This window comes from Pseudomonas sp. MD195_PC81_125, assembly GCF_014060985.1.
Classification (GTDB): Bacteria; Pseudomonadota; Gammaproteobacteria; order Pseudomonadales; family Pseudomonadaceae; genus Aquipseudomonas; species Aquipseudomonas parakoreensis.
On record NZ_JABULD010000070.1, the window covers coordinates 1 to 13,862 of the forward strand.

Here is a 13,862-nt window from a genome sequence, read left to right on the forward strand (position 1 = left end):
GTTAACGCCAAGCGTTGCGTGCAAGCGACGCCGCATCAAGCCTCCATCATTTCAGCCGTCGCGGCCTTTGCTGCGTCGAGTTCGGCGTGGCGTGCCAACGCCTGATCCGTCAGTTGCCCGATCAATTCCCGGCGCTGATTACCGAAGTTGTCGAGGATGGCATTCATCTGCGTCGAGGCCGCCTCGCGCGTCAGTTCGATCTGCCCTTCCAATTGAGCCATTTCCCGCGACGTCTGTTCGTTCACGGCGGAAAACCGATCACCGTGAGCCGACTCCAGGTACTCGACCCAGAACGTCTGCGCTACGCTCCAGTCGCGTAAGGCGCCGCTGCTTTCGGTCTTGAGCACCTGTTGAAAGGCCTGATCCAGGACGGTCGGCGATACCTCGATATTCAAGGGTTTGCTCAGCGTCTGCGGCTGCGCCGGCAGGTTCAGGCGTTGCGCCAGACCAACCCGATAGGCCAGGCTGACTTGCAGCGCCTGATCGTAGTCCATCGGCGCGGTGTGGAAACGTGCGCTGATGTCCGCCAGCGCAAGGCTTTCCACTTCGTGCAAACGGAACAGGCCCTTGAGCAGACTCACCAGTTGCGCTTCCAGCACCTGCACACCGGCGGAGGCCGCCGCGCTCGCCCGGAAACACAAGACCAGCACTTCCATTTCGCTGAACAACGCGCTGTAGCCGTCGACACTGACCCTGGCACTGCGCGCCGCATTGAACAATGACCGACGCAGGCGCTGATCGCCGGCAGCCGCGTCCACCACATCCCAGACACGCTGGCGCAAATGCGGATACACGTGGGTAAATTCTGCGGTGTGCACCAGTTGCAACAGCACTTGAAAAAAGTCAGCGGAATCAGGTAACGCGCGCAGCGCCTCCCATACCTCGCGCCGGGACGACGCCACGCTGGCACTTTCCCCGGCCAGCCACTGCACACTCTGATCTTCCCGCGTCACGGTTTGCAGGGGGGATTTGCGCCCCTCCATCGCCGTCACACCGAAACGACCACTGAAGGTCTGCTGATAAGTCGCGATGTTTTTCAGCGTTTCGGAGGACAACGGATTGCCGTGCAAGCGAATCATCTGCGGCAATTGAGTAGTATCGAACGCCCGCGCTGGCAGGGTTTGAATCCGATTGTCGCGCAGATCCAGCAACTGTAATCGGAGCAGCCCGGACAGGCGCTGTGGCCAGTGTGTCATCCGGCTACCGCGCACGGTCAACTGCTCAAGATGCGCCAGCCCACCGAGATCGGGCAGTTGCGCCAGGTTCGGGTTGAAATCAAGGTGCAGCACCCGCAAGTCTTTCATCCGCCCCAATTGAGCAAGCGATGCTTCAGAGGACTGCAGGCGATTGTTGCTCAGGTCCAGATGCGTCAGCCAACGTATCCGCTCCAGCGACTCGGGCAACTGGCTGAGCTGATTGTCGCTCAGTGACAGGCTGCGCAACTGGCTGAAGTTGCGCAGAAATTCGTTCAGTCCGGCATGGGGCATCACACCGTCCATGATGACCCGTCCGACATGACTGAAATCGGCCACCACCGGCGGCAGCTCCCCCAAAGGCTCCGGCGCGAACCGCAAGGTGCCATATAAACTTTGGTCTGCAGCCACATTCCCCGGCTCCTTGCGCCAACTGCGAATGATCGCGCGCATGGCGCGCAGCTTGCTGTCTCGGGGAGTCGGCTGCCGTGTGCCATCGGCGCTCAAATGCCAGGTCTGACGGCTGACCCAGCGACTCAAGGTTTCTCTGAGCGCGAAAAACTCCAGCCGCAGCGCTTCGAGCTTCATCAGCACCTTGATTTCGTTGGTGCCCAGAGCGTTGAGCAGACGATGAATCTGCGCAGGGGTGTGCATCGGATACAGCTCCAGAGCCCGGCGCACCATGACATTGGTCACCTCGCCGGAGGTCGCACCGGACACGACAGCAGTACGCTCGGCCAGTCCCATGGGTGACAGCTCTCCGAGACGCGCGCCAACGCTCTGCGCGAAGATCGTCCGTCGCTCCTGCGCCACGCGGGTAATCTTTTCCTGCAACGCGGCAGCACCATTTTCCGCCTGTACGCCCAGCGCCGTCCTGCGCTGTGCCGAAAGCCCCATCCAGAGCGCGCGGAAATAGTGTTCGCGGATGCGCCTGGTGAATGTGACAAGCGGTGCGTCGGTGCCCTGAATGACGTTGATTCGATCCTCGAACACGCTGACCACCGTGCGCTCGCTCGCTGTCGCCGGCCCGATCGCGGCTGCCGAATCATGGGTCGCGGTCCATTCGAGTATTTGCACGAACGCGGCGTCCGACCAGCCCGGGAGGTGTTTGAGTGCATCGAGCACCAGTCGATTGGTGTACTGCCCTCCCGCCCCATCGAGATACAGACCTTCGTAGGCGCGACAGACACGGATCATCTGCTGATAGCGCCGGGCCTCCTCCGCCAGCCGCAAGGGCACGCGTTTCGCGTCCAGCTCGCGCCATTCGCCACTGAACGCATTATTCACCAGCTCTTCGGCGGCACTGGCGGGCAGCTCGGGAAAGTGTTGCATCAGTACCGCGACCCGGGGATGGCCTGGGACCTGGCTACGCTGGTATACCCGCCGGAACAAATCGGGGGCGCGCGGTTTGAGCCTGCTCGGCAACGATCCGCGCCAGCTCCTGTATTTGCACTTGCGTGTTCGTCGACGCGTTGCCGAGCAGGCTTTCTCGCTGATTGCGCGACAGCTTCGACAATAGCGAGCGGTGTAACTGACCTTTGTGCAGCGCGTCCTCAGTCAGCCGGATAACGCTCTTGGCGGTTTGCAAACCGTAACGGTTGACCGGGTAATCCAATGCGTTGACCACGCTGATTGCGTTATCGGAGGGCCATTTCGCCGCGGCGGTGAGCACATGCAACTGCAGATCAGGGTCGGCCAGCGCTGCCGTACTCGGCGTCTGTAACTGTTCGATAAACGCTTTGACTGCAGCGTCCGCCATGAAACGTTGCACGGTATCGACCAACAGTGCCGGGGTCTGTACCTGATCGATATGCACCTGCCGCAACACGCTGTCATCAAGTCCACTGACCGCCAGAACACGCGTCGCCATGGCGTCCGGGATCGCTTCTCTGGTGTAGCCGAAACGACGGAACAACGTCAGCCGCCCCCACTCCTGCACCCGCTCCGAGTCATGACGCCAGGCGCCGCGGTCATTGGTTTCGAGCAACGGACGGTAGCTTTCTGCTGCGCCCGGTGGAGGCAGCACTTCCCACAGTTCGGTCTCGGGTTGCTGATGCACTGCGTACCGAACGGAGTCGAGGGTGACGTAAGCCTGTCCCTCGAGCCAACGTAACCCGCGCTCGTCGACGGGCAATCCTTTGGGCAACCGCCGATGTTGACGAAAAGCCTTGAGGTCCGGCTTCCACAGGCGCAGGCGTCCACCGCCCGGATTGACCACGATCAAACGTTCGATGAAGGCCGACGACCTGACGGTTTTATAGGCCGCCCCGACGACTTTCGTCCCGGCGGCAAAAGCGGCCATCAGAATGATGTTTTTCGATGACATCGAACAGGTGATCCGTGGCCTGCTCCTGCTCGCCACGGGTCCAACTCGCAATGCCCTCATAGACGTGCGACAGAAGTTGCAGAGTACCCACCGTCAACAGCACTTCACCCACTCCGGGCAAAAACGAGGCCGCGACCAGCAATAGATCGATACCGATTTCCTTGAAGGTCTCCAGGCGTGCGAGGCGGGTTTTCTCGTCTTCATCATCCGTGGGAACCACCAGAAGCCGGGCGTCGGCCAAGGTCCGCGTTACCTGCTGACGGTGTATCCCGGTAAAGGGATCGCCCTCGATATCGACACCCGTCAACGTCACGTAAGTGCCGGTGCCCGTCAGTAGTGAACTGCCACCGGGATACAGGCGAATATTCAGTTCCTGTTGAAAGGCCGCCCGCTCGCCCAGCTTCAGGAAGCCCATGAAGAACGTCTTGAATGCAGGGTTTCTCAGGCGCCCGCTCAACTCGACCTCAAAGTCGGTGAACGAGGCGTACTCTTTCAGCGGATGCAGCGGATCGCCCGGCAGGTAAACGACGCAGCGATAATCATCGTCGGCATGCTCGCTGACAGGCCCGATGAACAACGGGCCATGCAGGGTCATGTTGAACATTTCCAGACTCTGATACCCGAGGGTGTTTTTCCCCAGTTTGATCGCGCTGTCGCCGTCCTTCACGCACTTCAACATTTGGTGAACCGACGTGCTGATATGTTTTTTCATCAGCGCAATATGCCGTTCCACATCAAAACAACTTCGCACATGGGCAGCGCACTGGCTAAGCACATTGTTCGATTCGACGTTAAGTTCAAATACCGTTTCAAGATGAGTCTGATATTGCTTGCCCAGATCCAGTGTCCGGCACAATTGCGCAAACTCATGGGGTTGTATTGGCAATATCGAAGCCACGCCAGCGTTCAGTTTCTGTGGGATATAGATCAGTGACGTGTCGCTGTAGTTTTTCGCCTCGGTTTCGCGGGATTCGAAGTTCTCGCACGCGGCGACCAGCAGATCGCGATTGATCGGCAGCACCAGTTTTTTGCGCAGTCCCAGCAGGCTCGACGTTGAACGCACGTGTTGAAACACTACGCCGGACACGTCCACAGGCGTGGACAGCTTGTCGGACATGGCCTTGGCCAGCAAGGGGGAGCAGAACTGCTCGGGTGACTGCAGTTTGTTCAGGAGCGCGCCTGCGGTACTGCGCGTGCGATGACTTTCAATGAGGCTGTCGTAGAGTTCGCGGCGCAACGCCCCGGAAGCCGCCAATATCCAGGGCGGTGCATTCTTTTTGATCAAATAAAAAAAAGAGGCCTTTCTGTTCTGAAGTTGGCGTGGCTGACGCAGTTGTATCGGTTAACGAGGACATTGATGATCTCACGCACTTAAAGGAGTCATCAGCTTAGCGAGCCGATCTCTTTATAAAAGCGCGAATATCAGATCAAACCAACGCTCGCACAATCAACATTTCAAACTTAAAAAATACATATATACCACCTCAATAAAAAAGGCCCTTCATTGCAGAACAATGAAGGGCCTTTTATGCAAGTGGCTTACCAGAAGCGTTGCTGGGTCAGGCGACTCCAGCCGTTCACCAACACGCGTTCCACCGAACCACTGGCGGCCATGCCGATGCGTTCCGGCAGGCTTTTGCGCTCGGCGTAATGCAGGTGGTAGACCTCGGCTTTCTTCGCCTTGTCGGCCAGGTATTCGTCGCTGGTCTTGAGTTCATCGACCAATTGTTTGTCCAGCGCCGCGACGCCCAGCCAGACTTCTCCGGTAGCCACTTCATCGATGGCCAGTTGTGGCCGATAACGGGCCACGAAGTTCTTGAACAACTGGTGGGTGATGTCCAGGTCTTCCTGAAACTTCTCCCTGCCCTTCTCGGTGTTTTCGCCGAATACGGTGAGGGTGCGCTTGTACTCACCCGCGGTCAGCACTTCGAAATCGATGTCGTGCTTTTTCAGCAGACGATTGACGTTGGGCAGCTGCGCGACTACCCCGATCGAGCCGAGAATCGCGAACGGGGCGCTGATGATCTTCTCGCCGATGCACGCCATCATGTAGCCGCCGCTGGCCGCGACCTTGTCGATGCACACGGTCAACGGCACGCCGGCCTCACGGATCCGCGCCAGTTGCGATGAGGCCAGACCATAGCTGTGCACCATGCCACCACCACTTTCCAGGCGCAGCACCACTTCGTCCTTCGGCGTGGCGAGGGTCAGCAATGCAGTGATTTCGTGACGCAGGCTCTCGGTGGCCGAGGCCTTGATATCACCGTCGAAATCCAGCACGAACACCCGTGATTTGGCCTCGGGTTTGTTCTTTTGCTTCTTCTCGGACTTCTCCGATTTGGCCTGGCCCTTGCGTAGGGCCTTGAGCTGATCCTTGTCGAGCAGGGTCTGCTCCAGGCGCTCACGCAAGCCTTTATAGAAATCATTGAGCTTGCTGACCTGCAACTGCCCGGACGACTTGCGCCGGCCCTTGCTGCGCAACGCAGCAAAACTGGCGAGCACCACCAGAATGGCGACCACCAGCGTTACGGTCTTGGCCAGGAAGCTGGCGTATTCGGTGAAAAACTCCACAGAGACTCCTTAAAACAATGCGCGGATGCACAAACATGCGCGGGATGGTTCCAGCATACCCATGCGCCGCCTCCTCGGCCAGCCGTGAAACCTCTGGCAACAGGCCTGTAACGGGCATTTCAAACAAGCGTATGTTTTTTCATTGACAGCACTCCGTCATCCTCATAACCTCGCCACAACCTTCAACGTACCGGGATGACGCGGACGTGGGCAGCATCTATCTGATTCGACATGGCCAGGCCTCCTTTGGTGCAGACGACTATGACGTCCTGTCGCCCATCGGTGTGCGCCAGGCAGAAATCCTCGGCCAGCACCTGGCCGAGTTGGGAATCCGTTTCGATCGCTGCCTGGCGGGCGACCTGCGCCGCCAGCAACACACGGCCAGCAGCGCGCTGGAACAATTCAGCGCCAAGGGCCTGTCGGTACCGACGCTGGAGACCGACTCTGCGTTCAACGAGTTCGACGCCGACGCTGTGATTCGTGCGCTGATCCCCGCCATGCTGGAGGACGAGCCGGAAGCCATCGACATCCTGCGCAACGCCGCGCAGAACCGCGCCGAGTTCCAGCGCATCTTCGCGCTGGTCATCGAGCGCTGGCTGGCCGGCACCCACGACACCCCCGGGCTGGAAAGCTGGCTGGGTTTCGTCGAACGGGTTCAGGGGGGGCTCCAGCGCATCCTCGAACAGGCCGACGGCAATCAGAAAGTCGCCGTATTCACCTCCGGCGGCACCATTACCGCCCTGCTCCACCTGATTACCCAAATACCGGCCAGGCAGGCCTTTGAACTGAATTGGCAAATCGTCAACACCTCGCTCAACCAGCTGAAATTCCGCGGTCGCGAGGTGACTCTGGCTTCCTTCAACAGTCATGCGCATCTGCAACTGCTGAAGGCCCCGGAACTCATCACCTACCGTTGAGTCCGGATTACTGTGACCCTGCTGCAATCAACCCATAAAGGATCGAACCATGACCTCCGTAGCTGATGCCGTAAAAGCGATGCAAGCCAAGTTCAACCCAGCCGCCGCTGCCGGTCTGGATCTGGTCTTCGGTTTCAACATCACCGACGCAGACAAGCACTATGCGCTGATCGTCAAAGACGGTACTTGCGACATCCAGGAAGGCGAAAACCCAGACGCCAACTGCACACTGGTACTGGACAGTGACACGCTGAAAGGCATCGTCAGCGGTGAAACCGACGGCATGCAAGCGTTCATGGGCGGCAAGCTGCGCGTTGAAGGCGACATGATGCTGTCGATGAAGCTGTCCGAGCTGTTCCCGTCGTAAGATTCGTCGCATTACAAACAAATCCCGCCTTGATGGCGGGATTTGTCATTTCCGGGTCATTGGATGCCGGCGGCGTCCAGCTCTTTGAAGACCTGCCGATCGGCGATCTGGGTCTCACTCTCGGGGTACATCAACTGGACACTACCCCCTGGAATGATTTCACCGGTTTGCGCATCCCGGGCGAAAGTGATGACATACCGCTCACCCTGGTACTTCAGATAAATGTTGTAATAATCCTGCGGCTGATCCGGCGCTTCGAAAGCGCTGTAACGGTAGCGGATACGTGGAATCAGCATCGGCCATTCCTTGCCAAGCAAGTCACCATTGACCGGCGGATACGCCGCCTCGAGGGCCACAATGGCGCCAGCTACCAACTCATCGTTGTCGCTTGGCTTAAAAGGTAATGGTCTGTTACGCAGCATGGTTACAGCGCTTTTTTTTCCATCGACAACATCACTGCGGTACATATCGGTACGAAACCATTTTGTTGCATCAAAACGGTTTTCTTCCGGACTCCAGTCGCCGTAGTACATCATCACTTTCTCGCTCATTGCATCTTCCCTTGTGTGCAGATAGAGACCCATCGCACTAAAAACCAGCAAAAAGGCCGCTATGAGACCCACGCGCTTGTGAAAATTAACAGTCATGGTTTTCGCCGGTGGTTTCGTCGACCATTTGAAAGCGTTCGCTATGCTTGGGCACGGTACGATCGGGGTGAACGGCACGGCACCGACTGCCGTGCCGACGAAAACGTCACCGGAGCAGTGATGATCATGCCGCCATGAGCGGTGGCGCTGCCGAGGAAGGAAATGGGTTTGCCATCATCTACTTCCTTGTATTGGCCAGGGCGCGGAATGTAACGGAACTACACCACGGATAAAAGTTTGTCCGTATGTGTAGCAGGCAAAATCGTCGTGACAAACGATGCCGCCAATAGCTCCTGCGTATAAGGATGCCGCGCCGCCGTAAACAGCTCATCCGTCCGACCCCGCTCCACCACCTCCCCCTCCTTCATCACAATCAGGTCATGGGCCAACGCCCGCACCACCGCCAGGTCATGGCTGATGAACAGGTAAGTCAGCCCATGCTCTTCCTGCAGTCGCCGCAATAAAGCAACGATCTGCTTCTGCACCGTGCGATCCAGCGCCGAGGTCGGTTCATCGAGCAAGATCAGATCCGGTTTGAGCACCAGCGCCCGAGCGATTGCAATCCGTTGGCGTTGTCCGCCGGAAAATTCGTGCGGATAGCGATGTCGGGTGGCCGGATCCAGGCCAACCTCGCGCAGCACATCAATCACCGCCTGCTCACGCTCGGCAGCATTCAGATCACTGTGTACCTGCAAGCCCTCGGCAATGATCTGCTCCACACACAAGCGCGGGCTGAGGCTGCCAAACGGATCCTGAAACACCACTTGCAGGCGCTTGCGCAGGGGGCGCAGTTGCTTGCCGCTCAACTGTTGCAGCGCCTCACCGGCAAAGTGAATGCTGCCCTCGGCGTCGATCAGACGCAGAATCGCCTGGCCCAATGTCGACTTGCCCGAGCCCGACTCGCCGACAATCCCCAGCGTTTTGCCGCGCTGCAGATTCAGATCGATGCCCTTCACCGCGTCCAGCCAGGTGTTGCGCCGCAGCCAACCGCCGCTCAGACGAAAACGCACCTGCAGATCGCGCACCTGCAACAAGTCCTCTGTCGCGCCGAGACACAAGGCATGCCCGCCCGGCTCGGCATTCAGCAATTCAATGCTGTAAGGATGCTGCGGCGCACTGAACAACTGCTCGCACGGCGCCTGTTCGACGATCCGTCCACCGCGCATCACCGCCACCCGCTGCGCGAGGGTTCGCACCAGATTGAGGTCGTGGCTGATGATCAGCAGCGCCATGCCCAGGCGCTGCTGCAATTTCTTGAGCAGCAACAGAATCCTGCGCTGTACCGTCACGTCCAATGCAGTGGTGGGTTCGTCTGCGATCAACAATTGCGGCTCACAGGCCAGCGCCATGGCGATCATCACCCGTTGGCGCTGGCCGCCGGAGAGTTGATGCGGATAGGCCTTGAGCCGTTCGCGCGGGTTCTGAATGCCGACCAGTTCGAGCAGTTCAAGCATCCGTTCACGGGCCTGCGCGCCCGCCAGGCCTTTGTGCAGCGCCAGGCTCTCACCGAGTTGCCGCTCGATCGTGTGCAGTGGATTCAGCGAACTCATCGGCTCCTGAAAAATCATCGCAATACGGTTGCCGCGTAACTGGCGCAGATAACGCTCATGCACGCCGAGCAGCTCTTCGCCGGCATAACGAATGCTGCCGTCGATCCGCGTGATGTTCGGGTCGAGCAATTGCAGGATGCTGTGAGCGGTCACCGATTTGCCCGAGCCGGACTCGCCGACCAGCGCCAGGCATTCGCCCGGACGAATATCGAGGTCGATGCCATGCACCACAGGCTGGCCGTTGAATGTCACACGCAGGTTGCGTATTTCGATCAGATTTTCGCTCATCTCAAGTCCTTGGATCATAAGCATCTCGGCAAGCCTCACCGATGAACACCAACAGAGAAAGAATCAGCGCCAAGGCAAAAAACGCCGTCAGCCCTAACCACGGCGCTTGCAGATTGCTCTTGCCCTGACCGATCAATTCGCCCAGCGAAGCGCTGCCGGCGGGCATGCCGAAACCGAGAAAATCCAGTGCCGACAGCGTGGCAATCGCTCCGGTGAGAATGAACGGCAGGTACGTCAGGGTCGCGCTCATCGCATTGGGCAGGATGTGCCGACAGATCACCTGCACATCGCCAACGCCCAACGCCCGCGCGGCTTTCACGTATTCCAGACCGCGGCTGCGCAGAAACTCGGCGCGCACCACATCCACCAGACTCAGCCAGGAAAACAGCGCCATGATCCCCAGCAACCACCAGAAATTCGGCTCGACGAACCCGGACAGAATGATCAGCAAATACAACACCGGCAGTCCCGACCACACTTCCAGCAACCGCTGCCCGAGCAGATCGACCCAGCCACCGTAATAGCCTTGCAAGGCACCGGCCGCAATGCCGATCAGCGCACTGGCAGCGGTCAGCGCCAGGGCAAACAGCAACGACACCCGCGTGCCAAAGATCACCCGCGCGAGCACATCCCGCGCCTGATCATCGGTGCCCAGCCAGTTTTCGGCGCTCGGCGGGCTCGGTGCCGGATCGGTCAGGTCGTAATTCACGGTATCGAAACCGAACGGGATCGGCGCAAACCACATCCGTCCGCCCTGCTCTTCGATCAGTTGCCGCACCTGCGCGCTGCGATAGTCCGGCTGGAACGGCAGTTCGCCGGCGAAATCCTGCTCGGTGTAGCGTTTGAACGCCGGGAAATACCATTGGCCCTGGTACTCGACCAGCAGCGGTTTGTCGTTGGCGATGAGCTCGCCGCCCAGGCTCAGACCGAACAACAGCAAAAACAGCCACAACGACCACCAGCCACGCCGATGCGCCTTGAACCGCGCCCAGCGCCGCTGTCCGATGGGAGATAGAGTCAGCATCAGACAGTCCTCGCGGTGAAGTCGATGCGCGGGTCGACCAGCGTGTAGCACAGGTCGCCGAGCAGTTTTATCAGCAGGCCGAACAGGGTGAAGATGAACAGCGAACCGAACACCACCGGGTAGTCACGCGACACCGCCGCCTCGTAACTCAGACGGCCGAGGCCATCGAGGGAGAAGATCACTTCGATCAGCAACGAGCCGCCGAAAAACACCGTCACCAGTGCCTGCGGTAATCCGGCGACCACCAGCAGCATCGCATTGCGGAACACGTGGCCGTACAACACCTGACGCTGGCTCAAGCCCTTGGCCCGCGCCGTCAGCACGTACAGCCGCGAGATCTCGTTGAGAAAGCTGTTCTTGGTGAGGATCGTCAGGGTGGCGAATCCGCCGATCACCAACGCGGTGACCGGCAGCACCAGATGCCAGAAGTAATCGGCAACCTTGCCCCACGGCGACAGTTCGGCGAAGTTGTCCGAGACCAGTCCGCGCACCGGAAACCAGTCCAGCGCGCTGCCACCGGCAAACACGATGATTAACAGCAGCGCAAACAGAAAGCCCGGCATTGCGTAGCCGATGATGATCGCCACGCTGCTCCAGACATCGAACGCCGAACCGTTGTGCACGGCCTTGCGGATGCCCAGCGGAATCGACACCAGATAGGTGATCAACGTCGCCCACAAGCCCAGCGACAAGGTCACCGGGAGCTTTTGCCAGATCAGCTCGGTGACGCTGGCACCGCGGAAAAAGCTCTGACCGAAATCCAGGTGCGCGTAGCTTTTGAGCATCAGCCACAGGCGTTCACCGGCCGGTTTGTCGAAGCCGTACTGACGCTCGATGTCGGCCACCAGTTTCGGGTCCAGGCCTCGGGTCGCGCGGGATTCGCCGCCAATGGTTTCGACATGACCGCCGCCCACCGCTGCGCCGACTCCGATGCCCTGCAAGCGCGCGATGGCTTGTTCCACCGGGCCACCCGGCGCGGCCTGCACGATCACGAAATTGACCAGCAGAATGGCGAGCAACGTCGGCACGATCAGCAGCAGACGCCGCAGGCTATAACCCCACATGCGCATACTCCTTTTGTTGTTGCTGCATCTGCGTGGCGGTCAGCGCGGTCGGGCTGATTTCCCACCAGGTATCGAGCCCGGCGTCATACAGCGGCGCTGTCGCCGGGCGGCCAAAACGGTTCCACCACACCGTGGAAATTCCCGGCGGGTAGTAATTGGGAATCCAGTAGTAACCCCACTGCAACACCCGATCCAGGGCGTGGGCATGGCGCAGCAGGCTTTCGCGGTTGTCGGCCTGCACCAGCCCCTCGAGCAAGGTATCGACCGCCGGATCACGCAGCACCATGTAGTTATTCGAGCCGGGATCGTCGGCGCCGTCGGAGCCGAAGTAATTGAACATCTCGCGCCCCGGCGCCTGACTCACCGGGTAACCCACGACGATCATGTCGTAGTCGCGATTGCGCACGCGGTTGGTGTATTGCGCGGTGTCGACCTGGCGAATATCGAAGCCGACACCGATCTGCGCCAGGTTGCGCTTGAACGGCAGCAGCAGCCTTTCAAAACCCTTCTGACCGTTGAGAAAGGTGAACTGCAGCGGTTCGCCTTTGGCATTCACCAACTGATCGCCATGGGGTTTCCAGCCGGCGGCTTCGAGCAGTTTCAGGGCCTGTAACTGCTCGGCGCGAATGTTGCCGCTGCCGTCGGTTTTCGGCGCTTCGAAGACTTGCGTGAACACCTCGTCGGGGATCTTGCCGCGCCACGGTCCGAGGATTTTCAGTTCCTCGGCGTCCGGCAACTCGGTGGCCGCCAACGCGCTGTGCGAGAAGTAACTGCGCTGGCGCAAGTACATGCTGCGCATCATCTGCCGGTTGCTCCATTCGAAATCCCAGAGCATGGCGATCGCCTGCCGCACCCGGCGATCCTGAAACAGCGGTTTTTGCAGGTTGAACACGAACCCCTGCGAACCTTGCGCGGCACCTGGTGCCAGATGTTCGCGGAGCAGTTTGCCCTGCTCCAGCGCTGCCCCGGCATAGCCGATGGTGTAACTGGTCGCGGAAAACTCGCGGTTGTAGTCGAAGCCGCCAGCCTTGAGCACTTGCCGTGAAACATCGGTGTCGGCGAAGAACTCCACACTCAAGTGATTGAAGTTATAAAGGCCGCGCGTGATCGGCAGGTCCTTGGCCCACCAGTCGGCAACGCGTTGAAATTTCACGCTGCGCCCGGCATCCACCGCGCTGATGCGGTACGGGCCGCTGCCCGGCGGGATCTCGAAACCGGCGCCCTCGGCGAAGTTGCGCGTGCGCCACCAATGTTCGGGCAACACCGGCAGTGTCGCCAGATCCAGTGGCAAGGTGCGGCTGTCGTTGTTCTTGAAGTTGAAGCGCACTTGCGTCGGCGACTCCACCACGACGTCGGCGACGTCACGAAACTGTTGGCGGTATTTGAGGCTGCCCTGAGTGATAAACAGCTCGAAGGTGTAACGCACGTCTTCGGCAGTGATTGGCGTGCCGTCGTCGAACCGGGCCTTGGGGTTGAGGTAAAAGCGCAACCAGCGGCTATCCGCATCCAGCTCCATCTGCTGCGCCACCAGACCGTAGACGCTGTAGGGTTCGTCCTTGCTGCGATAGGCCAGCGGCGCGTAGAGCCAGCCGTCGATCTCGGCGACGCCAGTGCCTTTGTCGATGTACGGAATCAGGTGATCGAACGGGCCGCTTTCCAGCGAAGAGCGGCGCAGTGTCCCGCCCTTGGGAGCGTTGGGATTGGTGTAAGCCAGGTGCTGGAAGTCCGGGGCGAATTTGGGGGCTTCGCCGTAGACCGTCAACGCGGGTTGTGGAGCGGCCCAATTGAATGGGCTTAGCAGCGCAAAAGCGCTGAACAGAATGAGCCTGGAGAACATTGGCAGATCCTTTTTTGCACGGCGCTGTTTATGGCCTCATCGCTGGCAAGCCAGCTCCCACACTGTTTTGCGGTGCTC

General features: G+C 59.6%; 11 protein-coding genes. 2 read left to right on the top strand and 9 right to left on the bottom strand.

Annotation, left to right across the window (positions count from 1 at the left end; genetic code table 11):
* Positions 1-35: 35 nt before the first annotated feature.
* From HT737_RS31660 to sohB, 4 genes are all read right to left on the bottom strand, one after another.
* Positions 36-2,525: an NEL-type E3 ubiquitin ligase domain-containing protein gene (locus HT737_RS31660; protein WP_306287158.1), complete on the bottom strand. Its 2,490-nt coding sequence runs from the start codon at positions 2,523-2,525 to the stop codon at positions 36-38.
* Positions 2,526-2,559: 34 nt separating this feature from the next.
* Positions 2,560-3,519 carry a DUF6543 domain-containing protein gene (locus HT737_RS31665; protein ID WP_306287159.1) on the bottom strand — a complete coding sequence of 320 codons (960 nt, stop codon included), beginning with the start codon at positions 3,517-3,519 and terminating at the stop codon, positions 2,560-2,562.
* Positions 3,449-4,804 carry a dermonecrotic toxin domain-containing protein gene (locus tag HT737_RS31670; RefSeq protein ID WP_306287160.1) on the bottom strand — a complete coding sequence of 452 codons (1,356 nt, stop codon included), beginning with the start codon at positions 4,802-4,804 and terminating at the stop codon, positions 3,449-3,451. Before HT737_RS31670 ends, HT737_RS31665 begins: the two co-directional genes overlap by 71 nt.
* Before the next feature lie 254 nt (positions 4,805-5,058).
* Positions 5,059-6,090 carry a protease SohB gene (sohB, locus tag HT737_RS03400; protein ID WP_041072698.1) on the bottom strand — a complete coding sequence of 344 codons (1,032 nt, stop codon included), beginning with the start codon at positions 6,088-6,090 and terminating at the stop codon, positions 5,059-5,061.
* Positions 6,091-6,296: 206 nt separating this feature from the next.
* On the opposite strand from sohB, the gene HT737_RS03405 reads away from it, so the two are divergent.
* Together HT737_RS03405 and HT737_RS03410 are read left to right on the top strand one after the other, a co-directional pair.
* Positions 6,297-7,007, top strand: a complete 711-nt coding sequence (locus tag HT737_RS03405; protein WP_095695843.1) for a histidine phosphatase family protein — start codon at positions 6,297-6,299, stop codon at positions 7,005-7,007.
* A 49-nt stretch (positions 7,008-7,056) separates the two neighbouring features.
* Complete coding sequence (locus HT737_RS03410) at positions 7,057-7,374, top strand: SCP2 sterol-binding domain-containing protein (RefSeq protein WP_182401449.1); 318 nt, start codon at positions 7,057-7,059, stop codon at positions 7,372-7,374.
* A gap of 56 nt (positions 7,375-7,430) precedes the next feature.
* On the opposite strand, the gene HT737_RS03415 is transcribed toward HT737_RS03410, so the two are convergent.
* The 5 genes from HT737_RS03415 to HT737_RS03435 form a co-directional block, all read right to left on the bottom strand.
* The gene (locus HT737_RS03415) at positions 7,431-8,021 is read right to left on the bottom strand and encodes a hypothetical protein (RefSeq protein WP_131671723.1); all 591 of its coding nucleotides are present in this window, start codon (positions 8,019-8,021) and stop codon (positions 7,431-7,433) included.
* A 218-nt stretch (positions 8,022-8,239) separates the two neighbouring features.
* Positions 8,240-9,859 (bottom strand): ABC transporter ATP-binding protein, encoded by a 1,620-nt coding sequence (locus HT737_RS03420; protein ID WP_182401451.1) that lies wholly within the window; start codon positions 9,857-9,859, stop codon positions 8,240-8,242.
* 1 nt (position 9,860) lies between these two features.
* Entirely contained in the window at positions 9,861-10,883 is a 1,023-nt protein-coding gene (locus HT737_RS03425; protein ID WP_047291430.1) for an ABC transporter permease, read from the bottom strand.
* Positions 10,883-11,947: a microcin C ABC transporter permease YejB gene (locus HT737_RS03430; RefSeq protein ID WP_182401453.1), complete on the bottom strand. Its 1,065-nt coding sequence runs from the start codon at positions 11,945-11,947 to the stop codon at positions 10,883-10,885. Before HT737_RS03430 ends, HT737_RS03425 begins: the two co-directional genes overlap by 1 nt.
* Complete coding sequence (locus tag HT737_RS03435; RefSeq protein WP_182401455.1) at positions 11,934-13,784, bottom strand: extracellular solute-binding protein; 1,851 nt, start codon at positions 13,782-13,784, stop codon at positions 11,934-11,936. Before HT737_RS03435 ends, HT737_RS03430 begins: the two co-directional genes overlap by 14 nt.
* Positions 13,785-13,862 lie beyond the last annotated feature (78 nt).